At 71.7% G+C, this 24,145-nt stretch carries 20 protein-coding genes and 1 pseudogene; 10 read left to right on the top strand and 11 right to left on the bottom strand.

What is annotated here, in order from left to right; all coding sequences use genetic code 11:
• Window positions 1-2 precede the first annotated feature (2 nt).
• On the bottom strand, window positions 3-1,199 hold the full coding sequence (locus ABZ865_RS32695; RefSeq protein WP_361238456.1) for an ABC transporter substrate-binding protein: 1,197 nt from the start codon (window positions 1,197-1,199) through the stop codon (window positions 3-5).
• Window positions 1,200-1,285: 86 nt separating this feature from the next.
• Window positions 1,286-2,317 carry an ABC transporter ATP-binding protein gene (locus ABZ865_RS32690; protein WP_361238453.1) on the bottom strand — a complete coding sequence of 344 codons (1,032 nt, stop codon included), beginning with the start codon at window positions 2,315-2,317 and terminating at the stop codon, window positions 1,286-1,288.
• Window positions 2,318-2,428: 111 nt separating this feature from the next.
• On the opposite strand from ABZ865_RS32690, the gene ABZ865_RS32685 reads away from it, so the two are divergent.
• From ABZ865_RS32685 to ABZ865_RS32675, 3 genes and pseudogenes are all read left to right on the top strand, one after another.
• Window positions 2,429-3,169, top strand: coding sequence for a GntR family transcriptional regulator (locus tag ABZ865_RS32685; protein WP_361238450.1), 741 nt, complete (start codon window positions 2,429-2,431; stop codon window positions 3,167-3,169).
• Between the two features lie 103 nt (window positions 3,170-3,272).
• Window positions 3,273-3,989, top strand: coding sequence for a cache domain-containing protein (locus ABZ865_RS32680; RefSeq protein WP_361238447.1), 717 nt, complete (start codon window positions 3,273-3,275; stop codon window positions 3,987-3,989).
• 231 nt (window positions 3,990-4,220) lie between these two features.
• Window positions 4,221-4,334: pseudogene (locus ABZ865_RS32675) on the top strand (beta-glucanase); the annotation flags it as partial.
• Between the two features lie 58 nt (window positions 4,335-4,392).
• Here ABZ865_RS32675 and ABZ865_RS32670 read toward each other — a convergent pair.
• The 3 genes from ABZ865_RS32670 to ABZ865_RS32660 all read right to left on the bottom strand — a co-directional run bounded on the left by ABZ865_RS32670 (window position 4,393) and on the right by ABZ865_RS32660 (window position 8,886).
• Complete coding sequence (locus ABZ865_RS32670; RefSeq protein ID WP_361238444.1) at window positions 4,393-5,079, bottom strand: DUF6215 domain-containing protein; 687 nt, start codon at window positions 5,077-5,079, stop codon at window positions 4,393-4,395.
• A 132-nt stretch (window positions 5,080-5,211) separates the two neighbouring features.
• Window positions 5,212-6,690 carry a glutamate-cysteine ligase family protein gene (locus tag ABZ865_RS32665; protein ID WP_361238441.1) on the bottom strand — a complete coding sequence of 493 codons (1,479 nt, stop codon included), beginning with the start codon at window positions 6,688-6,690 and terminating at the stop codon, window positions 5,212-5,214.
• A gap of 174 nt (window positions 6,691-6,864) precedes the next feature.
• On the bottom strand, window positions 6,865-8,886 hold the full coding sequence (locus ABZ865_RS32660) for a SpoIIE family protein phosphatase (protein WP_361238838.1): 2,022 nt from the start codon (window positions 8,884-8,886) through the stop codon (window positions 6,865-6,867).
• Between the two features lie 339 nt (window positions 8,887-9,225).
• Here ABZ865_RS32660 and ABZ865_RS32655 point away from each other — a divergent pair, with 339 nt between their 5' ends.
• Window positions 9,226-11,688, top strand: a complete 2,463-nt coding sequence (locus tag ABZ865_RS32655) for a SpoIIE family protein phosphatase (RefSeq protein WP_361238438.1) — start codon at window positions 9,226-9,228, stop codon at window positions 11,686-11,688.
• Between the two features lie 11 nt (window positions 11,689-11,699).
• On the opposite strand, the gene ABZ865_RS32650 is transcribed toward ABZ865_RS32655, so the two are convergent.
• Window positions 11,700-12,497, bottom strand: coding sequence for a ribonuclease BN (locus ABZ865_RS32650; RefSeq protein ID WP_361238435.1), 798 nt, complete (start codon window positions 12,495-12,497; stop codon window positions 11,700-11,702).
• 191 nt (window positions 12,498-12,688) lie between these two features.
• Window positions 12,689-13,282, bottom strand: a complete 594-nt coding sequence (locus tag ABZ865_RS32645; RefSeq protein ID WP_361238432.1) for an NAD(P)H-dependent oxidoreductase — start codon at window positions 13,280-13,282, stop codon at window positions 12,689-12,691.
• Between the two features lie 113 nt (window positions 13,283-13,395).
• On the opposite strand from ABZ865_RS32645, the gene ABZ865_RS32640 reads away from it, so the two are divergent.
• Together ABZ865_RS32640 and ABZ865_RS32635 are read left to right on the top strand one after the other, a co-directional pair.
• Entirely contained in the window at window positions 13,396-14,232 is an 837-nt protein-coding gene (locus tag ABZ865_RS32640) for a helix-turn-helix transcriptional regulator (protein WP_361238429.1), read from the top strand.
• 308 nt (window positions 14,233-14,540) lie between these two features.
• Entirely contained in the window at window positions 14,541-17,189 is a 2,649-nt protein-coding gene (locus ABZ865_RS32635; protein ID WP_361238426.1) for a SpoIIE family protein phosphatase, read from the top strand.
• A 56-nt stretch (window positions 17,190-17,245) separates the two neighbouring features.
• Here ABZ865_RS32635 and ABZ865_RS32630 read toward each other — a convergent pair whose 3' ends face one another.
• Together ABZ865_RS32630 and ABZ865_RS32625 are read right to left on the bottom strand one after the other, a co-directional pair.
• Window positions 17,246-17,800, bottom strand: a complete 555-nt coding sequence (locus ABZ865_RS32630) for a DoxX family membrane protein (RefSeq protein WP_361238423.1) — start codon at window positions 17,798-17,800, stop codon at window positions 17,246-17,248.
• 144 nt (window positions 17,801-17,944) lie between these two features.
• Window positions 17,945-18,490 (bottom strand): alpha/beta hydrolase, encoded by a 546-nt coding sequence (locus ABZ865_RS32625; protein ID WP_361238420.1) that lies wholly within the window; start codon window positions 18,488-18,490, stop codon window positions 17,945-17,947.
• A gap of 123 nt (window positions 18,491-18,613) precedes the next feature.
• On the opposite strand from ABZ865_RS32625, the gene ABZ865_RS32620 reads away from it, so the two are divergent.
• From ABZ865_RS32620 to ABZ865_RS32610, 3 genes are all read left to right on the top strand, one after another.
• Complete coding sequence (locus ABZ865_RS32620; protein WP_361238417.1) at window positions 18,614-19,069, top strand: Lrp/AsnC family transcriptional regulator; 456 nt, start codon at window positions 18,614-18,616, stop codon at window positions 19,067-19,069.
• Between the two features lie 131 nt (window positions 19,070-19,200).
• Window positions 19,201-19,977, top strand: coding sequence for a hypothetical protein (locus tag ABZ865_RS32615; RefSeq protein WP_361238414.1), 777 nt, complete (start codon window positions 19,201-19,203; stop codon window positions 19,975-19,977).
• Window positions 19,978-20,213: 236 nt separating this feature from the next.
• The gene (locus ABZ865_RS32610; RefSeq protein ID WP_361238411.1) at window positions 20,214-20,750 is read left to right on the top strand and encodes a 2'-5' RNA ligase family protein; all 537 of its coding nucleotides are present in this window, start codon (window positions 20,214-20,216) and stop codon (window positions 20,748-20,750) included.
• A gap of 16 nt (window positions 20,751-20,766) precedes the next feature.
• Here ABZ865_RS32610 and ABZ865_RS32605 read toward each other — a convergent pair whose 3' ends face one another.
• Window positions 20,767-22,374 (bottom strand): hypothetical protein, encoded by a 1,608-nt coding sequence (locus tag ABZ865_RS32605; protein ID WP_361238408.1) that lies wholly within the window; start codon window positions 22,372-22,374, stop codon window positions 20,767-20,769.
• Between the two features lie 171 nt (window positions 22,375-22,545).
• On the opposite strand from ABZ865_RS32605, the gene ABZ865_RS32600 reads away from it, so the two are divergent.
• A complete protein-coding gene (locus ABZ865_RS32600) occupies window positions 22,546-22,908 on the top strand; it encodes a hypothetical protein (protein WP_361238405.1) in 363 nt (120 codons plus the stop codon).
• Between the two features lie 38 nt (window positions 22,909-22,946).
• Here ABZ865_RS32600 and ABZ865_RS32595 read toward each other — a convergent pair whose 3' ends face one another.
• Entirely contained in the window at window positions 22,947-24,134 is a 1,188-nt protein-coding gene (locus ABZ865_RS32595) for a PP2C family protein-serine/threonine phosphatase (protein WP_361238402.1), read from the bottom strand.
• Window positions 24,135-24,145: the final 11 nt, after the last annotated feature.

The raw sequence follows: 24,145 nt of genomic DNA, 5'->3' as shown, positions 1-24,145 counted from the left end.
GCTCAGCCCTTGATCTCGGTCCAGGCCTGCACCCACTTCGCGTACGGCACGCACTTGACGTCGGTGCGGCCGTCGAGGCACTGCTCGATGGGCGTGTTCCAGAAGGCGATCTTCTTCCAGTAGCCCTCGTCGGCGGCGTGGTACGTGTCGCAGAAGTTCTTGTCACTGGTCTCGGCGCAGGCCTTGGAGTTGGCCGGGGCCTCCCCGAAGTACTCGGCGACCTGGGCGTTGACCTTGGGCGAGACGATCCAGTCGAGCCACTTGTAGGCGCAGTTGGGATGCTTCGCCTTGGCGGAGACCATCCAGGTGTCCGACCAGCCGGTCGAACCCTCCTTCGGGACGAACGCCTTGACCTTGGCGCCCTCGGAGGCGGCGAGGCTGGCGATGACCTGCCAGGTGGTGCCGACGACCGAGTCGCCGCTCTTGAAGGCCGACACCTCCTTGAGGTAGTCGCTCCAGTACTCGCCGATGTTCGCGTTCTGCTTCTTCAGCAGCGCCACGGCCGCGTCGAACTGCTTCTGGTCGAGCGCGTACGGGTCCTTGATCTTCAGCTCGGGCCTGGTGGCCTTGAGGTAGAGGGCGGCGTCGGCGATGTAGATGGGGGAGTCGTACGCGGTGACATGCCCGTTGTGCTGCGCGGCGTCGTCGAAGACGGCCGACCAGGAGGTGGGCGCGGGGCTCACCTTCTGGGTGTTGTACATCAGCAGGTTGGCGCCCCGGCCGTGCGGGATGCCGTACATCTTGCCCTTCACCGAGTTCCAGGCGCCGTTCTTCAACCCGCCGAAGACGTCCTTGTAGTTGGGGACGAGGTCGGTGTTGACGGGGGCCGCGTCACCCGAGGCGATCAGCCGCAGAGAGGCGTCGCCGGAGGCGGAGACGGCGTCGTACTCGCCGGTCTTCATCAGCTTGACCATCTCGTCCGAGCTGGCGGCGACCTTGGAGTGGACCTGGCAGCCGGTCTGCTTCTCGAAGTCGCTGACCCAGTCGACCTTGGGGTCGTTGGAGCCGTCCTCGACGTAACCGGCCCAGGCGATCAGGTTGACCTGGCCCTCGGTCGTGCCGAGCTTGGTCGGGGCCTTGAGGTCGGGCGGGTTGAGGCCGCCGGCGGAGGTGCCGCCGGAGTCGGAGGAGCCGCAGGCGGCGGCGAGCAGCAGCGCGGCACAACCGGCCGTGGCCCGCAGGGTTCGGGTGAGACGCACGACGTTCTCCAAAGGTGAGGGAGCCTTGCGCGGAGCGGGAGTTGCGGGAATCGCGGGGGACGGGGACGTAGAGGGCGGGGGAGAGGTCAGGACGGGAGCTGGACGGCGTGCCGGCGGTGCCACTGGAGGCGGACCCGGGTGCCGCGGTAGGCGGCGACGTCCTCGGAGGAGGTCTCCAGGTTCTGCTGCAGCGCGGTGAGGCGCCCGCCGCCGTCGAGGTCGACGTGGAAGCGGGTGGCGTCGCCGAGGTAGATCGCCTCGGCCACGGTGCCGGTGGCGGTGGCGTGTTCGGGCTCGTCCGCCTCGGCGGACTCCTTGAGGACCCGGATCTTCTCCGGGCGGATGTTGTACGTGCCCGCTGTGCCGATGAGCCGCCGGGCCGTCTCTCCTTCGAGCAGGTTGGACGTGCCGACGAAGTGCGCGACGAAGGAGGTCGCGGGGCGTTCGTAGATCTCGGCGGGGGTGCCGACCTGGGCGATGCGGCCCTGGTCGAAGACGGCGATGCGGTCGCTCATCGTCAGGGCCTCCTCCTGGTCGTGGGTGACGAACACGAACGTGATGCCCACGTCCCGCTGGATCGCCTTCAGTTCGACCTGCATCTGCTCGCGCAGCTTCAGGTCGAGGGCGCCGAGGGGCTCGTCGAGGAGCAGCACACGGGGACGGCCGACGAGGGCGCGGGCGAGCGCGACACGCTGGCGCTGTCCGCCGGACAGCTGGGCGGGCCGGCGCCGGCCGTATCCCTCCAGCCGGACCTCGGCGAGTGCCTTGCGGGCGCGGACGAGACGCTCGGCCTTCGGCACCTTGCGGACCTTGAGGCCGTAGGCCACGTTCTGTTCGACCGTCATGTGCGGGAACAGGGCGTAGTCCTGGAACACCGTGTGCACGTCCCGCTCGAACGGGGCGAGACCGGTGACCTCCTGTCCGGCGAGTTCGATCCGGCCCGCGGTGGGCGTCTCGAACCCGGCTATGAGCCGCAGGACCGTGGTCTTACCGGAACCGGACGGGCCGAGCATCGAGAAGAACTCCCCGTCCCGGACCTCCAGATCGACCCCGGCCACGGCGGTCGTGTCCCCGAAGGACTTCCGCACGTCCTGGAGCCGGATCGCAATTCCCTCCATGCGGGAACCTTTCTGGCGCGCTCCAACGTTGTGCGCAAACATATGAAGTCATAGTTCAAAGCTCAAGGTCCCGTTAGGGTAAAGCTTGAGTCAACGGACGAGGTGGTGACCGTGATACAGCACGAGAGGGAAGACGGCCCGCGCAGAGTCGTCTTCAGCCCGGTGGACAACCGGGCGCGCGTGGACGCGGTCGTCCGCCGCATCGGCGACGCCATCGAACTCGGCCTCCTCGCCGACGGTGAGCAACTGCCCGGCGAGAGCGAGCTGGCCGGGCAGCTCGGTGTCTCGACGGTCACCCTGCGCGAGGCGCTCATGGCCCTGCGCCAGCAGGGAATGGTCACCACCCGCCGGGGGCGCGGCGGCGGCAGCTTCGTCTCGCTGCCCGCCTTCCCCGCCGACGACCGGCTCAGGGAGAGGCTGCGCGGCTGGAGCACCGAGGAACTGCGCGACCTCGGCGACCACTGGGCCGCTCTGTCCGGCGCCGCCGCCCGCCTCGCCGCCCAGCGCACCGAACCGGCCGACCTCCACCAACTGAACCGCACGGCGGAGGAGTTGACCCACGCCGTAGAGGTGTCCACGCGCAGCCGCCTGTACGGCCGCTTCCACGTCGAACTCGCCGCCGCCGCCCAGTCCGCCCGGCTCACCCGTGAACAGGTCGCGCTGCAGAGCGAGGTGGGCGCACTGCTCTGCCTCGTCCTCGGACGCGACGAATATCGTGAAGAAGTCGCGGACCGTCACCGCGCCGTGATCTCAGCCGTGCAAGATGGGGCCCACGCAACGGCCGGCACGCTGGCCGAGCGGTGCGTCAGGGAGTCGACGGCGCGGCTCGTCGCCGTACGTCTCACCCTCTGACCGCGCCGCGTCCGGTTCCCGTCCGCTGGAGGACACCATAGGCTGGAGCCCCGGGCAGGTCGCCGCGGCGACCGCGACGCTCGACACCGACGCCGAGACCTGGGTGGCCACGCAGGTCGGCGGCGCGCTGGAGGCCGTCTTCGACGCCGTCGCCGCCACCCGCGCCGACACGACGGCCCTGCTCGCGAAGGTCACCGCCGAAGGCCGACGCCCGGCGAGCGCCGACCTGGCCGCGCTCCGCCCCGGACTGCACCTGCGGCTGACCCGCCAGGAACTCGTCTCCGGCGTCGGCTTCGTGGCGTCCCCCGGACTGCTCGCCGACGTGCCGGCCTGGCTGGAGTGGTGGCAGTCGACCGCCGACGGCGACGTACGGCCCCTGCTGCTCGACCTCGACCCCGGGCAGTCCGCGTACTCGGACTACACACACTGGGACTGGTTCGCCTTGCCCCGCGACACCGGGCGCCGCGCCGTGGCCGGACCGTACGTCGACTACCTCTGCTCCGACGAGTACAGCCTTACGCTGTCCGCACCGGTCGAGATCGAGGGGCGGTTCGCCGGGGTGGCCGCCGCCGACGTGTACCTGCGGCACTTCGAAGCGGCCGTCCTGCCCCTGCTGCGGCGGCTTGCCCGCCCCGCGTACCTGGTCAACGCCCGGGGCCGGGTGGCCGCGTCCGCCGACCCCGCGCACCTGGCCGGCTCGCTCACCAAGGGCCCGGACTTCGGCGAGCTGCTCACCGGGGGGACGCCCGGCGAGCACGACGGACTGCGCCTCGTGCCCTGCCACGGCATCCCGCTCGTCCTCGTGCTGGCCGCGGACTGACGGGCGGGGCGCGCGGAGCGCCGCACCCGGACGGGTCATTCCGGCGGCCGGGTACGGGCGGACACGCATGGCCGGGCGTGAGCCGGTGAGACATCCGGCATGCCCGAACCGACACCGGACGGCCCGCTGCCGCCGTCACCGGACAACGGGTTCCCGCCGTCACCGGACAACCCGCTCCCGTCGACTCGGGACAACCGGTTCCCCGCTCCGCGCACTCCGTCCGCCGACGACGTGGTGTTCACCGCCGATTTCACGTCCGAGCGGCAGTGGGTCGCGGGTCGCTCCTGGGCGTATCCCGACGGCGGGCCGGTGAACCCGGACGACGACAAGCTGGACTTCCTGGTGCGGCGGCAGTTACGTCCGTGATGACGCCCGGGCGTTACCACCCGGCCGAGGGGTTGGCTCAGCCGGCCTTCCAGCCCGGGACCGTGGGCAGGACGCGCTCGGCGATGCGGTACAGGGCCGCCTCGTCGGGCGTGACGTCGTCCTGGCGCCAGATGGCGATCTCGAACGAGCGGCCGCCGTCCTTCCTGTCCGCGGCGACCAGCAGATGGTGGGCGACGCCACCGGTGCCGACGTTTCCGGCCTTGCCGCTGCCGAGGTTGAGGTTGAAGGCGAGGGTGTGGTCCGAGTAGAGGACCGCGGGGTGACCGAGGACCTTCTTCGACTGCGCGGACGGGCCGAGGAGTCCGGCCATGTCGGAGACCGGCAGATCGTCCTCCGTCGCCTCGAGTTTCACGGAGTACGTCTTCGTGTCGACCTGCGCCTGGGGTGTCGGGGTCTTGCTGCCGTCGGCGCCGACGATCTCGCTCTCGGAGCCGTAGGCGGTCTCGGCCTGCTCCTGCGGTACCCCGAGAAGCGCCGGCAGGTCCGCGCGGTTCAGTGCCGTACACAGCCGCTGTGCCGACACGCGCTTGGACACCCGCTTGTCGTGGCTGGGCGAGCACGTGGCCGGCCCCGTGTCCACCGAGCTTCCCTGAACCTCGTCCAGAGCCCACAGTCCGCCCAGAGTGCCCACCACCGCCACCACCGCGGCGACTGCCTGGACGCCCGGTCTGTGGCGCCTCTCGGACGCCGAATCGACGACCATGTCCCCCCACCCAGTTGATTCTTCAGTTGACTCTTCAGTCGGTTCTTCGATCTGGTGTTCCCCCGAACACTGCGGGAGGAGCCTAACCGTTGATCGTTCCGTCCGGCATCCGCAATCCGCGGGCGGGCGCGGTCAGTCGACCGGCCAGGTGTGGACCGGGGCGTTGAGATGCATGTAGTCGATGTACAGCTGCGTCATCCGCCGCAGCGCCTCGTGCCGTCCCGCGTGCGTGGAGCCGGCGATGTGGTGGAACATCTCCTTCTGCCACACCGCGCCGTTGCGGGCGGTGACACAGCGCTGCTCGATGACGCCGAGCAGCGGCTCCCGCCAGGCGTCGTCCATGCCCGAGTGCTCCAGCCCGCGATGCGCCAGCGGCAGCAGCCTGCGCAACACCAGTTCCGGCGCCGGGACCTCGCCCATCCCCGGCCAGTACAGGAGCGCCTCGATGCCGTGCCGTGCCGCCGTGTGCAGGTTCTCCTCGGCCGCGGCGAACGACATCCGCGACCACACCGGCCGGTCCTCCTCGACCAGGGCGCGCGTGAGGCCGTAGTAGAAGGCGCCGTTGGCCAGGGTGTCGGCGACGGTCGGGCCCGCCGGCAGCACCCGGTTCTCGATGCGGACGTGCGGCCGGTCCTGGGAGATCGCGTACACCGGTCGGTTCCAGCGGTAGATCGTGCCGTTGTGCAGGGTCAGTTCGGCCAGGTCGGGGATGTCCCCGCGATCCAGCGTCTCCGCGGGATCCTGCTCCTCGCACAGCGGCAGCAGGGCCGGGAAGTAGCGCAGGTTCTCCTCGAACAGGTCGAAGACGCTGTTGATCCACCGCTCCCCGAACCACACCCGGGGCCGCACACCCTGGACCTTGATCTCCTCCGGGCGGGTGTCGGTCGCCTGCTCGAACAGCGGGATTCGGGTCTCGTGCCACAGCTCCTTGCCGAACAGGAACGGTGAGTTGGCGGCCAGTGCCACCTGGATCCCGGCGATCGCCTGCGCCGCGTTCCAGTAGCGGGCGAACTCGTCCGGGGAAACTTGGAGATGGAACTGCGTGCTGGTGCAGGCGGCCTCTGGGGTGATGGTGTCCGCGTACGTCCGCAGCCGGTCGACCCCGTCCACCTCGATCCGCAGATCCTCGCCACGGGCCGCGAAGATCATGTCGTTGAGCAGCCGGTAGCGCGGGTTCTCGGAGAGCGAGTCCTCGCCGATGTCCTCCTGCCGCAGCGTGGGCAGGATGCCGACCATCACCAGATGCGCGCCGACCGACCTGGCGCGCTCCTCCGCGTGGTTCAGCGCGGCACGGATCTCGGCCTCCCAGGCGTCCGGACCGCCCGCCGTCAGCCGGCGCGGCGGCACGTTGATCTCCAGGTTGAACCGGCCCAGCTCGGTCGACCAGGCGGGGTCCGCGATCGCCTCCAGCACATCCGTGTTGCGCATGGCCGGTTCCGCCTCGGCGTCGACCAGGTTCAGCTCGATCTCCAGCCCCACCTGGGGCCGTTCGGCCTCGAACCGCGCCTCGCGCAGCATCAGCGCGAACGCGTCCAGGCACTCGTGCATCTTGATCCGGTACCGGCGGCGGTCCTCGCGGGTGAAGACGAGCGCCGGGACGTCGCGCCCCATCGGCCCTCCTGGATCCCCCTCCTCGGAACACCTCTCCACCCAGCGTCGCACCACCGGACGAACCCCACCAAGCGGGAGCGCGCACCCAAGGGCCCCTGCCCGTGCGGCTCCAGACGCGTGTGGCCGCCCACCGGACCCGTCCGACTCACCGGCCCCGTGCCACCGCGGCCGCGGCTACAGGGCCCGCGCGACCAGCAGCGCGACGTCGTCGTGGTCTTCGGGGTGGCGCAGCCCGTGCAGCAGCAGGTCGCAGGTCTGCTCCAGCGGCCGGCCGGGCTGGTCCAGGAAGCCGAGGAGGGTGTTGAGGCGGTCGTCGATGGCGTGGTGCCGGGTCTCCACCAGGCCGTCGGTGTAGAGAACCAGCAGATCGCCGGGGTTCAGCTCCGCCGTGCCGGTCTCGAACGGGACGCCTCCCACGCCGAGCGGCGCCGCCGGGGGCAGGTCGAGCAGCACGGCCTCCCGGCCGGGCCGGGCGAGGGCCGGCGGCATGTGTCCCGCGTTGGCGATCGTGCACTGCCCGGTGGCGGGGTCGTACACCGCGTACAGGCAGGTGACGATGTAGTGCTCCAGATCGCAGGTGATCTTGTCCAGGTGCTGCAGCACCGCTTCCGGAGGCAGGTCCAGGTCCGCGTAGGCGCAGGTCGCCGTGCGCAGCCGGCCCATGGTGGCGGCGGCGTCGATGCCGTTGCCCATGACGTCGCCCACCACCAGGGCGGTCTTGTCGCCGGTCAGCGGGATGACGTCGTACCAGTCGCCGCCGACCTCGCTGGTGGTCTGGGCCGGCTGGTAGCGGGAGGCCAGTTCCAGACCCGTGTGCCGCGGTGAGTGCTCGGGCAGCAGGCTGCGCTGCAGGGTCAGCGCGGTGTTCCGCACGCTCTGGAACCAGCGGGCGTTGTCGATGGCCACCGCGGCGCGCCCGGCGAGTTCACTGGCCAGGACGACGTCGTCGTCGTCGAACGGCAGCGGGTTGCGGGTCCGCTTGAGGTCCAGGGCGCCGAGCACCTCGCCGTGGGCGATCAGCGGCACGGCGAGGTACGAGTGCACGCCCGCCCGCGCCAGGAGGTCGCCCGCCTCGGCGTTCCGGGCGATGCGCGGCAGATCATTGTCGCTGACGTGGCGCACCAGGACCGGGCGCGCGGTGTGGACGCACAGGGTGACCAGCCGGTCGCCGTCGTAGGCGGCGAGGTCGCCGGGCGGGTCGGCGGCGCGCAGCGCCACCGTGGGGTGGGACGCCCTGAGGGCGAGGGCGCGGAACAGTTCGGGGCCGTTGTCGGGCTTGCGCATACGGCGGCAGGACAGCGCTGCGTCGAGCACGTCCACCGCGACCACGTCCGCGAGCACGGGCGTGGCGATCTCGGCCAGCTCGTGGGCGGTCTGCTCCACCTCCAGCGTGGTGCCGATCCGGGTGGACGCGTCGGCGATGAGGGCGAGGCGCCGCCGGGCCCGGTCCGCCTCGCCCGCCGCCCGGTGCCGTTCGGTGACGTCGACGACCGAGGCGGCGGCGCCCAGGATGCGCCCGTTGGGGTCCTCCAGCCGGTAGAAGGACAGCGACCAGGCGTGCTCGTTGTCGGGGTCGGCCGGGGGATTGCCCACGTGGTACTGGTCGAGCAGCGGCGTGCCGGTGGCGAGCACCTGCCGCAGGGCCGCCTCCACGGTGGTGACGTCCAGGAAGAGCAGGGTCTCCCGCAGTCTGCGGCCGATGTGCTGCTCGGCGGGGACGCCGTCGATGCGCTCCAGCGCCGGGTTGACCAGGAGGTAGCACAGATCGGAGTCCAGGAGCGCGAGGCCGATGGGGGACTGGTTGATCAGCCGCTCGCACAGGGCGAGGTCGGTCTCGACGCGCTGCAGCAGCGTGTGGTCGGCGGCGATGCCCAGGGCGTACACGTCGCCGAGGTCGTCCAGCAGCCGCATGGTGCGGAACTCGGTCAGCCGGCTGGAGCCGTCCTTGTGCCGGACGGGGAAGGCGCCGGCCCAGCCCCGACCGGTCTCCAGCACATCCGTGAACAGACTCACCACGGACTTCAGATGCTCGGGGTGGACCAGCAGCCGGGCCGCGTGCGTACCGAGGGCCTCCTCGGAGGTGTAGCCGAACAGTTCCTCGGCCTGCGGGCTCCAGAAGACGATGCGCCCCTCGGTGTCCAGGGCCACCGCGGCCACGCTGAGCATGTCCAGCAGGCCGGTCGGCCGCGTCCGCATGGCGCCGTGCTCGTCATCGGCCTGGTAGGCGTTGTGGTCGTCATCGGCCCGGTAGGAGTCGACTGCCATCCCGGAACCACCTCCACGGACCGGTCGGCCGCCTGTTCCGGCGCTGCCGGTACGGCTGCGTGTCAACGCTCACGCCTGTTGTCCCTTCCATGCTGCCCCCACCACGGCCTCCCGCCCACTTCAGGGCCCCGGCGAACGCGAGAGGGCCCCGGCGAACGCGACGGGGCCCCGCGAACGCGATCCGGCCGGAACGCTCCCGTCCCGCGCGCGGCCCGGCCCGTGCGAATCCGGCGGACAAGCAGGACGATGGTGCTGTAGAGGAAGGAACAGATGGATTCTGCGCACAACGGATTCGACGAGTCCGCACCCGCCGGGCCCCGGGATCACTTCGACGCGTCCAGCGACGCGGCAGCGCTGATCACGGCACAGGGCCTGGTGGCCGGCTGGACCCGGGCCGCAGAGAAACTCTTCGGCTACGCCGCCACGGACATCGTCGGCCGTTCCGTCACGCGCCTGCTCGCCGAGCCCGAGGACCCGATGCGTGTGGCCGGCATCGCCGAGCACTGCCGCGCCGGAGTCGGGTGGAGCGGCCTCGTCCCCGTACGCCACCGTGACGGGCACCGGATCGACGTCGATCTGCGCGTGTCGGGGCTCTTCCACGTCGCCGGCGAGGAGTGCTTCCTGGTGTCGGCGCACGAGCAGAGCAGGCAGTGGACGGTCGGCGAGTCCGTCGTGGAGGGCTTTCTGAGCCGCGCTCCGGTCGGCATGGCCGTGATGGACCTGGACCTGCGCTATGTGTGGCTGAACGACACGCTGGAGCACTTCGGCGGCGTCCCCCGTGAGCAGCGGCTGGGCCACCGGCTGAGCGAATTGCTGCCCGGACTGCAGACCGACGCCCTCGAAGGGCGGATGCGCAAGGTGCTGGCCACGGGGGAGCCGGTGACGGACTACGAGTACGTCGGCTGGAGTTGGGCCGATCCGCACCGCCAACACGCCTTCTCCACCTCGTTCTTCCCCATGACGGACGCCTGCGGCGCTGTCATCGGGGTCTGTTACATGGTGGCCGACGTCACCGAGCGGTGGAACGCCCGCCAGCTCCTGTCCCTGGTCAACGAGGCCGGTACCAGCATCGGCACGACGCTCGACGTGACGCGCACGGCCCAGGAACTCGCCGACTTCGCCGTCCCCCGCTTCGCCGACTTCGTCATGGTCGACCTCCTGGAACCCGTGCTCGGCACCGGGGGCGACGGAGCCTGGTCGGGCGACGCCGGCCCGGCCGCCGCCAGGCCGAGGATGCGCCGCACCGCGATGCGCTCGGTGCGCGAGGGCTGCCCCGAGGCGGTGGCCCAGATCGGCGACCTGGTCGACTTCGTCCCCCCGCCCCACGACGGCAACCTGCTCGTGCACGGGGACCCCGTCCTCATCCCGGTCCTCGACCCGTCCGACGTCATATGGGTCGCCGCACGGCCAGCGCGGGCGGAGCGCATCCGCGACTACGGCCTGCACTCCCTCATCGCGGTGCCGATGCGGGCCCGCAGCACGGTCCTCGGCCTCACCACGTTCGTCCGCTCGCTCAACCCGGTCTCGTTCGGGCCCGATGACGTCCTGCTGGCCCGGGAGCTGGTGGCGCGCGCGGCGGTCTGTCTCGACAACGCCCGCCGCTACACCCGGGAGCACACCGCGGCGGTCACCCTCCAGCACAGTCTGCTTCCCCACGCCCTGTCGGGCGGCACGGCCCTGGACGTGGCCTCCTCCTACCAGCCCGCGGACCCGACCGGCGGCGTCGGCGGTGACTGGTTCGACGTGATCCCCCTCTCCGGCGCCCGGGTGGGCCTCGTCGTCGGCGACGTGGTGGGCCATGGGATCGCCGCGGCCGCCAGCATGGGCCGGCTGCGCACGGCGGTGCAGACCCTCGCCGACATGGAGCTGCCCCCCGACGAACTGCTCGCCCACCTCGACGACCTCGTGCTGCGGCTGAGCGACGAGGAGGCCGAACGGGACGCGGACTCCCGCGGCATCGCCTTCACCGGCGCGACCTGCCTGTACGCCGTCTACGACCCGGTCACCAGGCGGTGCACCCTGGCCCGGGCCGGCCATCCGCCGCCCGTCGTGGTCGAACCGGACGGCGAGGCCCACTTCCCGGACATCCCCGCCGGGCCGCCGCTCGGACTGGGCGGCATGGGGTTCGAGTCCACCGAGATCGAACTGGCCGAGAACAGCCTGTTCGGGCTCTACACCGACGGCCTGATCGAAGGCCCCGACCGCGACATGGAGGAGGGCATGACCCGGCTCGGCCAGGCCCTGGCCGACAGCGGGGCGGCCGACCTCGCCGCGCTGTGCGCGTCCGCCGTACGGCGGCTCGTGCCCGCGCCGCAGCCCGACGACATCGCCCTCCTGCTGGCCCGCACGCACGCCCTCGGGCCCGACCACGTCGTCTCCTGGGAGGTGCCCGCCGAGCCGGCCGCGGTGGGCCAGGCGCGGGCGGCGGCGACCCGCCAGGTCGAGGAGTGGGGGCTGGGCGAGCTGGCCATGACGACGGAACTCATCGTCAGCGAACTGGTCACCAACGCCATCCGCTACGCCGCCAGGCCCATCCGGCTGCGTCTCCTCCGCGAGGCCAGGCTGACCTGCGAGGTCGCCGACGGCAGCAGCACCGCCCCACGGCTGAGGCATGCCCGCAGCACCGACGAGGGCGGGCGCGGACTCTTCCTGGTCGCCCAGCTCGCCCATCGCTGGGGCGCCCGGTACACCGCCCACGGCAAGATCATCTGGGCCGAGCAGGAACTGCCCTGACCGCGACCCCGTCAGGCCTCCTCGTCGTGGGACGGCGTCCAGTGGTGCTCACAGAACCAGCGGCCCAGCAGCGCGCCCCCGTACACGACGAACCCGACGCCGATCAGCCACGACTCCACCACCAGTACGGTCCCGACCGCGCCGTAGCTCAGCGCGTTGGTGACGATCAGCGGGGTGAAGACGAGGATGGAGAAGGCGCGCAGCCCGGCCAGACCCAGCGTGGTGGCGACGGCGCCGGGCAGCAGGTCGCGCCAGCGGACCTGGCCGCCCAGCAGGAAGCGCTGACCCCACCAGAAGAACAGCAGTGCGCTGAACGTGGACAGCGCGATCCGCGCGAACCCGTGCACCGCCGACTTCGTCTGCACCTCCTGGTACAGGTACGCCATCAGCACCGCCAGCCAGGTCGCCTGCCGCCAGACCCGGTGCCAGGGCCCGGCGGCCAGGCCCCAGATCCGCTCGTAGCCGTTCTGCACGCTGCCCCCGAACGACACCCCGAACAGCGCGAGCATGAGCACACTCCACGCGCTGGTCGTGCCGATGACCTCGCGCGGGGGACTGAAGACGTCGGTCAGGACGTGCGCGGAAGGCCCGGACAGCCCCATGCCGTCCGCCAGCCACGACGCGAAGCCTCCCCGCACCAGCGGATCGGCCGCGGCGACCACGATCAGCAGCGGAGCGAGGGTGACGAGGGCCAGCGTGGCGAACCCCATCGCCCGGTGCAGCAGCTCCAGCTGACGGCCCCGCCGCAGCAGGGCGCCCACAGCGATCCATTCCCACGCGCGGTGGAGGCCGCGCCGCCTATGCTCCACGGTCCCTCCCCTGCTCGCCTGCTCGCCGCACGGGACTCGACGGGTCCTTCCTTACGATGATCGGCCCAAGCGACGTCACGCGCCCGGCCGGAGAGGCCGAAGGCGGGTAGACGGGGCGGGGGAGACGGGTGGGGTGGGGCCGTGCAGGGGGGAGAGAGGTTTCGGCGCCCGGCCGGACGGCCGGGCCGGGTTCAGGCGGGGTAGGGGGCCGCCTCCCGTGCCGAGCGCAGTGCGCCCGCCCACCAGGCCAGCTGGTCGAGCAGGGTCTTGGCGTAGCCGGGCGCCTGCGCGTCGAGCGGACGGCCGTCCTCCCAGGCGGTGAAGTAGTTCGGGAAGGCGAGGCCGTCGCGGATTGTCACCGCGTGCAGCTCGGTCAGCACGTTCTCCAGGTGCAGCACCGCGTGCCGGCCGCCCGCCGCGCCGCCGTAGCTGACGAAGGCCACGGGCTTGGCCGTCCACTGGGTGAAGTGCCAGTCGATGGCCGCCTTCAGGGACGCGGGATAGCTGTGGTTGTACTCCGGCGTGACCACGACGAACGCGTCGGCGCCCGCCAGGGCGGAGGTCAGCCCCGCCATGCCGGCCGGACGCGGATAGTCGTCGCCGGCGAACTTCGGTGACGCGGCGGGCAGGGACAGCGGGACCTCGAAGTGGGCCAGGTCGACGACCTCGACGTCGAAGCCGCCGTGGGCGCGGGCCTGTTCGGCGACCCACGAGGACACGACCGGGCCGATCCGGCCTTCCCGGACGCTGCCCACGATGATCACGAGCTTGTGTGTGTTCTCCATGCCGACCACGATCGTCGGGCCCGCCGCCCGCAACCAGACCGCGCTCAGGCTGGCCCCCGCAGGGCCACCCTGAGACCTCCGCGGCCGCCGGGTCACCCCCCTATGCTCGGGGCATGGGAACGCCGTTGGGGGATTTCGTCCGGGCCACACGCGACAGCATCCAGCCGGATTCGCTGGGCCTCCCGGAGCGCGGCAGGCGCCGGTCGCCGGGACTGCGCCGCGCGGATCTCGCCGCGCGGGCCGGCATCAGCGTCGAGTACCTGACCCGCATCGAACAGGGCCGGGACCGCAACCCCTCCGTGGCGGTGGTGAACGCGCTCGCCGACGCGCTGGCCCTCGGTCCCGAGGAACGCGCCCACCTGCGCTACCTCGCCAAGATCACCGGCGGCGAGTGCGTCGCGCACACCCGTCCCGCCCCACCGCCCCGGCGGGTACGGCCGTCCGTCCTGGACACCGTTCGCCTCCTCGAACCGGGCATCGCCGTGGTGACCAACCGGCTCGGCGACATCCTCGCCCACACCAGCGCGTACGAGGCGGTCACGAGCGGAACGGGCCTGCTCGACACCGACACCCCGAACCTCACCCGCTACGTCTTCACCGACCCGCGCGCCCGGGACCTCTTCCCCGACTGGGACGACATCGCGGACGAGCAGGCCTTCGACCTGTGGCTCGGGCCCAGCCTGGAGAACTCCGAGTGGCTGACCGCCGAACTCGCCTCGGCCTGCGGCCCCGACTTCACCAGGCGCCTGAACCGCCACGTGGTCCCGCGCCGCGGCCCCCTCCGCCTCCACCACCCCACCGGCTGCGAACTGCGTCTCGTGCGCGAGATCCTCGAACTCCCCATGGACGCCCAGCAGTTGATCGTCCTGCTCCCGGCGGACGAGGAGACGGCCGCCGCGGTGGCCGGGCTCCACCGCCGCACGCAGGGCCGGCTCCGGGCGATCTCCTGACCCCGTCCGGCGCGCCGCGTGCCCGTCCGTACCGGGCAGGTGCCCGTGTGGACGGGGAGCACCGGCGCTCACCCCTTGCGGAGACCCGCAGTGCGAGAAGCTCACCCTTCTCGGACCCGCAGGGTTAGAAAAGGGGCGGTAGCGGTTAGAAAAGGGGCATGAGCGCACGTTCCCGCCGTATACGGGCGAGAGCGGCGCCGCAGCCCGGTGGTACCGGGGTATCAGGTCCCTCCCCTGGTCGCGGGCCCTGGCCTTCACCCGGACGCCGCCTCTCACCCTCCCTCAGCGTCCGCACGCTCGCCGCACAGATGTTCGTGCTGCAGGCCCTCATCATGCTGGTACTCGTCGCGGTGGCGGCCACCTCCCTGATCCTGCAGGGCAGCGCCCACGCCGAGCAGAACGCCAGAAACCGCTCCCTGGCCGCGGCGCAGGGGTTCGCGCAGGCGCCGGGTACGGCACTCGCCCTGCAATCGCCCGACCCCACGTCCCTGCTCCAGCCCGGCGCCGAGAGGGCGCGGCGGGCGTCCGGGGTCGACTTCATCACCGTGCTCAGCACGCAGGGGGTGCGGCTCACCGATCCCGTCGTCGGGCTGATCGGCACGCGGACGACCGGCATCGACCGGGCCGCCGCTGGGGAGACGCTCCTCGAGACGTTCCACGGCCGGCCGCATGACGCCGTGCGCGCGGTGGTTCCCGTGACGGACCCGCACGGCCGCGTCGTCGGCATGGTCAGCGCCGGCATCCAGTACAACACGCTGGGACATATGTTCGACCTGCAACTTCCGAAGCTCCTTGGCGCGGCGGCAGTGGCTCTCGCGCTCGCCACCGCCGGGACCGCATTGGTCAGCCGGCGGCTGCTGCGCCAGACCCACGGACTGGGACCGCTCGAGATGACCCGGATGTACGAGCTCCACGACGCCGTGCTGCACGCGGTGCGCGAAGGAGTCCTGATCGTGGACGGCGATGGCCGCCTCCTGCTCGCCAACGACGAGTCACGCCGCCTGCTGGACCTGCCCGAGGGCGCGGACCGGCCCCCGGTCACGGAACTGGGGCTGGGACCCCATCTGACCCGGCTGCTGGTCTCCGAGGAAGCCGTGTCCGACGAGGTCCTCCCGGCCGGCGACCGGCTGCTGGCCGTCAACACACGGCCCATCGCCCCCCACGGCGCCGCCCATGGCGCCCCCCAAGGCCTGGTCGCCACCCTCCGTGACACCACGGAACTGAGAGCGCTGACCGGCCAGGCCGAGGTGGCGCGGGGCCGGCTGAGCTTCCTGTACGAGGCCGGCGTACGCATCGGCACCACGCTCGACGTCCGGCGCACCGCGGAGGAGCTCTCCGAGGTGGCGGTCCCCCGCCTGGCCGACTTCGTCACCGTCGAACTCCTCGAGTCGGTGCTGCGGGGCGAGGAGCCCACGGGCGCCGTGCACCGGATGCGGCGTACCGCGCTGCGCGAATCGCGCTCCGGGCACCCCCTGCAGCCGGTGGGGGACCTGATCCGGTTCGTGGTCGCCGACACACCGATGGTGGCGGCGCTGCACCGCGGCAGGGCCGTCCGGGTCCCGGACCTGAACGCCGCCCAGGACTGGCGGGCCCACGACCCGGAGGGGGCCCGGCAGGCGCTGGAGTACGGCATCCACTCCCTCATCACGGTGCCCCTGCGGGCACGCGGCGTGGTCCTCGGCATGGTCAACTTCTGGCGGGGCACGGGCTCGGCCCGCTTCGAGGAGGAGGACGTCGCGGTCGCCGAGGAACTGGTGGCCCGCGCGGCCGTCGCCATCGACAACGCCCGCCGGTACTCCCGCGAGCACGCCCTCGCCGTGACCCTGCAGCGCAGCCTGCTGCCGATCGGCCTGCCCGACCAGGACGCGCTGGACATCGCCTCGCGCTATCTCCCGGCGCACTCCGGCGTGGGCGGCGACTGGTTCGACGTCATCCCGCTGCCCGGCTTCCGCGTGGCCCTGGTCGTCGGCGACACCGTGGGGCACGGCCTGCACGCCGCGGTGACCATGGGCCGGCTGCGGACCGCCATACTGAACTTCTCCGCGCTGGACCTTCCCCCGGACGAACTGCTCGGCCGGCTCGACGAGATGGTGACCCGCCTCGACACCCAGACCGCCGACGTCCCCGACGACCGCGCACCCCTCACCGGCGCCACCTGCCTCTACGCCGTCTACGACCCCGCGAGCGGCCACTGCACCGTCTCCCGCGCCGGGCACCTCGCCCCCGCCGTGGTGGACCCCGACGGCAGCATGACCTTCCCCGACCTCCCCCTGTCACCGCCCCTGGGCGTGGGCGGGCATCCTTTCGAGGCCGACGAACTGGACCTCGCGGAGGGCACCCGGCTGGTGCTGTTCACCGACGGCCTGATCGAGAGCCGGGGACGGGACATCGACGAGGGCCTGGAACTGCTCCGCGCGGCCGTCGACCGCGCGGGCCCGACACCGGAGGACACCTGCCGCGCCCTCGTCGAGTCCCTGCTGCCCGAGCAGCCCAGCGACGACGTGGCGCTGCTGGTCGCCCGGACCCGGCTGCTCGACCCGTCCCGGATCGCCGTCTGGGACGTACCGTTCGAGGTGACGGCCGTGTCTCAGGTCCGAGCCGAGGTGAACCGCCGGCTGGAGGAGTGGGGGCTGCAGGACTCGGCGTTCACCACCGAGCTGATCCTCAGCGAGCTGCTCACCAACGCCATCCGGTACGGCGTTCCGCCCGTGCGGGTCAGGCTGCTGCTGGGTCGCACCCTGGTCATCGAGGTGGCGGACGGCAGCAACACCTCACCCCGGCTGCGCCGCGCGGCCACCACCGACGAAGGAGGCCGCGGACTCTTCCTGGTCTCCCAGTTCGCCGAGCGGTGGGGCACCCGCTACGTGGCACGCGGCAAGGTGATCTGGGCCGAACAGACCCTGGGCCACACCCCGGAACCGGACCCGACCGCCCTGTTCGAAGCGATGGCCTGGTGAGTGCGGGCACCCTGGCGGAGGAGGACGGCGGAGCCCAGCGCATGCCGGGCCCGCGCTCACAGGCTCAGCGTGATTGCCGCACCGATGCCCCCGAGGCCGAGGGCGACAGCGCCTTCGAGCCAGCCGCCGGTGCCCCAGGGGAAGAACCGGTCGAGGGCCAGCCGTCCAGGTCCGAGCAGGGCGACCGCGAGAGCGGCGATGGCGATGACGATGTTGTACTCAATGCCGCCGTCCACGTCCCAGAGGCCGTGCGCACCGGTGACGGACGCCATCGCGTTGATCATCACGCCGATCAGGGCGGCCGCCGCGAGGGGCGTGAGCAGGCCGACGGCCAGACCGAGTCCGCCCAGGAACTCCGAGAGGCCGCCGATCACGGCGTAGACCTTTCCAGGACGGAAGCCCAGCCCCTCGAGCGCGTGACCGGTGGCCGTCAGACCCGACCCGCCGAACAGCCCGAAGAGCTTCTGAGCGCCGTGCCCGGCCATGATCAGCCCGAACGCCAGCCTCACCAGCAGCAGCGCACAGTCGGCGGCGGACACCTGGCCACCGAGGGCCTGCCGCGCTGTCGGTGGCGGAGAGCCCTGCGGCTGATCCGTGCTGTGGTTCGCCATCTGGGTGCTCCGGTGCGGTGGAATACCGCCCCTCCCGATACTTCCGCAACAGGAGCGCACTCGCACCTCGGAGGCCGACGGGCTTTCCACGGTCGAAGCGGACTTGGTTGCGAAGACCCGCTCCGCCGTACCGGGGGTTGATCGCTACCCGTTCAGTGAGTCCAAAAGTTCCCGGCCGTGCGGCCAGGAGCCCAGATCGCTGGCGGAGTTGATGTGTCCGCGGGCGCCCGCCAGGTGCCACCGGGCCTCCCAGCGCGCCGCGAAACCGGCGGCCGCCTCGGGGGTGCAGTACGGGTCGTCGGTGCTGCCCACCACCAGGGCCGGGCACGGCAGCGGACGCGCGGACACCTCGACGAACGTCGCGGCGGACCGGCTGGGGAACGCCGGCCCATGTGGGTCGGGCGGCGCGACCAGGAATGCGCCGCCGACCGGGGTCGACGGGTTCCGGTCCAGCCAGGCGGCCGCCGCCCAGCAGCCCAGACTGTGAGCGACCAGCACCACACGGCTGTCCCGCCGGGAGGCGACGTCGTACGCCTCCTGCACGGCGTCGACCCAGTCGTCCAGATCCGGAGCGAACCACGAGGCAGGCGAGATCCGCACCGCCCCGTCGCCCCACTCCCGCTCCCACAAGGTCTGCCAGTGCTGCCCGTCCGAGCCGTCGATACCCGGGATCACGACGTACGCGACCACTGCCCACCACCGTTTCACTCGTCGCCCCCTACGATCATGGAGGCCCCTCGGGCAGATTCTGCGGGAGGCAGCAGCACGACCGCGGCCGTGCAAGTGATCTCAAAGAAGATGGTGCGGACAACGATGGAATCACTCGACCCGATAGACCGCGACATCCTCGCCCTGCTCCAGACGGAAGGCCGGTTGACCGGGGCCGAGGTGGGCCGCCGCGTCGGCCTCTCGCAGCCCGCGGCCGGCGCCCGCATCCAGCGCCTGGAGAAGAGCGGCGTCATCACCGGCTACCGGGCCGTCGTCGACCCGACGGCACTCGGCCTCAACATCCACGCGGTCATCCGCCTTCGCACCACGCACGCCCAGCTGCCCCGCGCCCTCGACTTCGCTTCCCGCACCCCCGAGATCGTCTCCACCCTGAGAGTCACCGGGGAGGACTGCCTCATCTTCGACGTCCACTGCCCCCAGGCGGGCCGACTCGAAGAAGTGGTGGACGCCCTGGCCCGTTACGGCCCCGTCACCACCTCACTCGTCCTCCGTGCCTACCCCCCGAAGCCACTGACCGACGCCGGCCAGGACCGTCCGTAGCTCCCACAGCTGCCGGCACAGGAGCTGTCACAAATCACACTGGTCCCTGACACCGCGTCAGGGTCCGCTCAGGGTCGAGGCGGGGATCTCACCGATGGTGGTCGACGGTGGATGATCGACAAGCTGGTGACATGTCGATCACCACAGCGCATCACCGCCGTCTCCGTCTCGCCGGCCGCGCCGCGGCCACCGTCGCCGGTGCCGCCGCCCTGGCCGGGCTCGTAGGCGCCTTCACCCCGAGCTACGCGAACGCCGAACCGGCTGCCGGCACCCACAGTGCCTCCGTCGCCGAGCCCCCGGCCGACTTCAGCGACTGCCCTGCCCTTCCCGCCGGGGTCGACCCGGTCCGCTGGAGGTGCGAAGTGCACAGCGCCGCAGCGCGATTGACGATGGGCAAGGTCACCGTGACCCTCGCCCCCATCACCATGACGCACGCCGAGGGCCCGCTCCCGGACGGGACCAATGGGCAGGTGTGGGGTGCGATGCACAGCGCGCCGACTGCCGTTCCGGGCGGGTTGACCGGCACTCCGGCCGGTGACCGTGCGCGGCAGCTGGGACTGGCGCTCCAGCCCGAGTACGGCGACCGGTTCGACGCCTACACCGGGCAGTTCAGCCTGCGCTTCCGCCTGCTGAACCCGCTGCTGCCACATGCCTGCGCCATCGGGGCCGACGCACCGGTCGACTTCCAGATGAAGCGGTCCGGCCCCTCGGAGTGGCTCTCGAAGAACCCGCCACTGATCAAGTTCTCGGCCTACGACGACACCTTCGCCGCTCCTGCCGCTGAGAACTGCGGGCCGCTGACCGGACTGCTCAACCGACGGCTCGGGCTTCCGGCGACGAGTGGAAACCTGTTGTCCTACGACGCGATGTACACCTTCAGAACCTACGACCAGCTGCCGACGGACTGACCTCGGGCCCTCGGGTGCCGTGCTCCAGCCGGATTGGCCTGGTCCGAGTTGCTTGGTCCGAGTGCCTGAGTCTGAGCGCTTCGGTCGGGGTGCTCACGAAGCCCTGCTCTGGCACAACGGCACCCCCGCTGGAACAGGACCGCATCCTCACACCCTGAACCCAGAACTCCCGCGCTTCACCACGCGACCGCGATATCCCGTCGCCCCCAGTCAGGCCGCGCTGATACACAGATGCCATGGCGGACGAGGACTCTCAGGGATTCCAGGCAGGGCAGTCGGGGCTGATCGTGCGCGTCCCGGAGGCGGAGACCGCTGTGCGGGCGTGGCGTGAACGGCTCGATCCGTCCGCCCAGGCCGGTGTCCCCGCCCATGTCACCGTGCTCTTCCCCTTCTTGGATGCCGGCCGGATCGATGCGCGGGTCTGCGCCGAGATCGGTGAGGTGCTCGGTCGGCATCGGTCCTTCGACGTCCGGTTCGAGCACTGCGGCCGGTTCCCCGGAGTGCTCTACCTCGCCCCGGAACCGGAGGGCGGGTTCCGCCGGCTGACCGAGGCGATCGCGGCACGCTGGCCCGAATGCCCTCCGTTCGGCGGGCAGTTCGACGAGGTCGTGCCCCATCTGACGATCGTTCAACACCAGGACGACGCCGTCATGGACAAGGTCGAGTCGGACCTGCGGGAGAGGCTGCCGATCAAGTCGCGGGTCTCGTGCGTCGACTTGCTGGTCCATGACGGAAGGCGGTGGTGTCACAGAGCCACTTTCCCGCTTGTGTAGCGGCTCTTCGTGCTTGTCACGGGGATGGGTTGGCCACGCCGCTCTCGTTGACGGTGAAGCGGCCGTTCGGCGAGCCGTTGAAGGTGCCGTTCTTGATCCACTCGACCAGGGCGGCCTGGACCGTGGCGTGAGGGCCGGCCCAGGGGCGGCCGGGGCGTCCGCCGTACGGGGTTCCCGACTGCGGGGTGCAGCGCGGGCCGGAGCAGCCCTGGAACAGCATCGCGTGGCTGGCGCACTGCACCTGCACCAGGACCTTGTTCGCTGTGCCGAGACTGTTGTAGAGCGCCCTGGAGTCGGCCGGTGTCGCGAGCGGTGTCTGGTCCTCGAGGCCGTCGATGACCAGCGAAGGCGTGGTCTGCTGCCGCGCGACGGCGGCGTTCCAGCCGTAGCTGGAGAAGGTCGGCGCGCGGCTGACACCACTCGGATGGTGCGGGTCGGTGCCTCCCCACGTGCTGCCGAGCCGGTCCTCCTCCATGAGCTGTGTCCACAGCTGCTGCTGACTGCCCGGGACGACATGGCCGGTGCAGGCGGCGTCCCGGTCGGGAGCCATCGCCCAGGTTCCGTCGCTGTCCGACCGGGTGCTGAGGTTCGTCGGGAAGGACGTGAAGCCCGTCGCCGGTCGCCCTTCCTCGGTCGGCGTGCCGAAGATCGACGACGCGAACACGGCGCGGTTGACCTTCGCGATCACGGCGGCGCTGCCGGGCAGCACCGGATTGGCCGCGTACAGGGTCCGGGCCACGTGCTGCCCGCCGAGCGAGAAGCCGACCAGCGTGACCTTGCCGTCCTTCGGCCTGGCCCGCGCGATCGCGTCGTCGATGACCTGGCGGATGTCGCGCACCCACAAGTCGACGCGGGCGAAGCGGGAGTTGCTGGAGTGCGCGCGCCGCTGCCCGCCGAGCGGATTGTTCAGCAGCTGCGTCCCCTGCTGGTCGAGGCGGAAGAAGGGCAGATGGCTGCGGTCGCACCCCTCGGGATTGGGGCAGGAGCCGTCCGGGAGGTAGGGCCTGAGGCTCGCGTTGCCGGGATCGTCGAGCCCGGTGGCGAACCGCGTCGAGCGGCCGTAGCCCAGCAGGTTCGGGGCGAAGGAGTCGATTCCCGCCCGGGCGAGGGCCCGCTGCGTGCTGAGCGTCCCGCCCTCGGGGTCGGCAAGCCGCAGATCGAACACCGGCGTGTTGGGCAGGTTGCGCCCGTGGACCAGCACCGCGGCCCTGTTGGGAACGTTCCGGCACTTGCCGTGCGCGTACACCGGCCGGACCCGGTGCACCTGGATCTTCGCCTGGCGGCCGTCGAACTGAGGGTCCGGCATGAGCCCGGGCGGCACCGTGAAGGGCAGGTAGTAGTCCTGCACGCGGCTGCCCGTAGGCGTCGTGTCGCAGCGTGAGGCGGCGGATCCGACACCGCCGACGGCCATCGCACCGGTGGACCCGAAGGCACCCGTCAACAGCCCGAACGACAGCCCGGACGCCAGCAGTAGCCGCCGACGCCACCGGGCCACCGGCCTGCCGCGCCGCGCCCGGGGAGAAGCTCCGCCCCGCCCCACGCCTCGCCCGAGCCGCGACCACGCCGCTCGCCGGATCACACCCCCACCCGGCGCGGGCTCCTGCCGCTCGGGACTGTGCTCCATGGCCTCTCCTGACTGGACTGCTGCATCTCGGTTCGGCACGGATGCCCTCGGCCTGCGCCCGCAGGTCGTCCAGGGTGCAACCGTCGGCAATATCATTCGGCGCGAACTGACGCCCTGCCAGGCAGAACCGCTGAACGGATCACCCCGACGGCTGCCGGGTATGTTGATGCCGTGTGTCACTACGCCGAGAAGCTCTACAAGCTGCATTACGCGTGCGCGGCCTGCCGGGTCGCGTTCAAGCGGCATCCTGCGGCCGACGGGCACCGATGCCCCCTATGCGGGCAGCCGATGGTCTGCGCCGGACACGACTTCGCGGCACCACGGCGCCACGACACCAAGGCCTGGTCCGTCGTGGCGGTGGTACTGGCCGCCGGACTGCGCTACGAGGGCCGCGAACCCTGCGGCTGCGGCAAGGAACCCACGTTCCGCCCCCGCACCCGGGCCCAGGTGCGGGCACGCCGGCGCGCGGCGGCCCGGACCGGCACTCCCCTTGCCGACCTGCTGGGGCGCGCGGATCCGCAGACGCCCGCCTGAACTCCCCTTCACACCTCCGCCCCTACGGCCGCCGGCACTCAGCTCATGCACGGTGGAGGCGGCTCCTCCGGCTCCGCCGGCTCGTCGGCGAGCAGCCACACGCTGAGCGCCGCGGTGTCGTCCTGCAGCCCTTTGTGGCTGTAGGCGAGCAGGTCGTGGTGGAGCCGGTCCAGGAGTTCCCGGGGCGGGAGGGGGCCCCAGGACCGGAGACGGTCGAGGAGGGGGTAGAAGGCGCCGGACGCGTCCCGCGTCTCCGTGACGCCGTCCGTGTAGAGCAGGAGTTGGTCGCCAGGGCGCAGAGGGTACGTGTCGACGTGGTACAGCTCCCCGACCAGCATGCCCAGGTTCAACGGCGGACCCGACCGCCCCTGGTCCAGTTCACGCACCTGGCCGGGGCGGATGAGGACCGGGGGCGGATGGCCGCAGTTGACGACGCGTACGACGAGGTCGGTGGCCGGGATCTCGGCGAAGACGGCGGTGATGAACCGTTCGGTCGTCTCGGTTCCCCCGAGCTGGTCGGCCCTGCGGCTGATGCTCGTCTCCACGCGGTCGACCAGGGTGGGAAGATCGGGTTCGTCATGCGCCGCCTCACGGAACGCGCCGAGCAGCGAGGCGGCGGTCTCGACCGCGAGCAGTCCCTTGCCGCGGACGTCGCCGATGAGCAGTCGTACGCCGTACGTGGTGGGGACGGCCTCGTACAGGTCACCGCCGATGCGTGCCTCCGCCGCGGCGGAGAGGTAGAGGCTGTCCAGGCACAGGGTGCCGATCCGGTGGGGTACCGGTCTGAGCAGGACGCGTTGCGCGATGTCGGCGACGAAGCGCACATCGGCGAGCGTGCGCTCACGGCGGATGCGGTGGGCCGCCAGGATCGTGCCGAGGGCGCCCACGAGGGCGGTGCAGATGTAGGAGGCCACGTAGTGCCGGTCCCACAGATAGCCGACCGACCGGCCGGCACAGCACGGGGTACCGGCCAGCACACCCTCGAGGACGACGGCGGCGACCGTGGCGCCGGCGACGATCACGGGCCTGTTGGCGAAGGCGGCCAGCAGCGGCACGGCGATCAGCGCGAAGCTCACCGGCCAGTCCACGGGCGTCACGGGTTCCAGCAGCAGAACCCCCGCGACGAACAGCACCGGGAGCCAGCGCATCCACAGCGGAGGCGTCGGCAACTGGGTCCGCGGGCCGAATTCCGCGTCCGCCTCCGGGCCGGTGGGCCGGCGCGTCACCGGTCGTCCCT

Source organism: Streptomyces sp. NPDC047085, from assembly GCF_040643735.1.
Lineage (GTDB): Bacteria > Actinomycetota > Actinomycetes > Streptomycetales > Streptomycetaceae > Streptomyces.
Note: the sequence above shows the minus strand (reverse complement) of the source record. Positions and strands in the feature narration are given on the sequence as shown.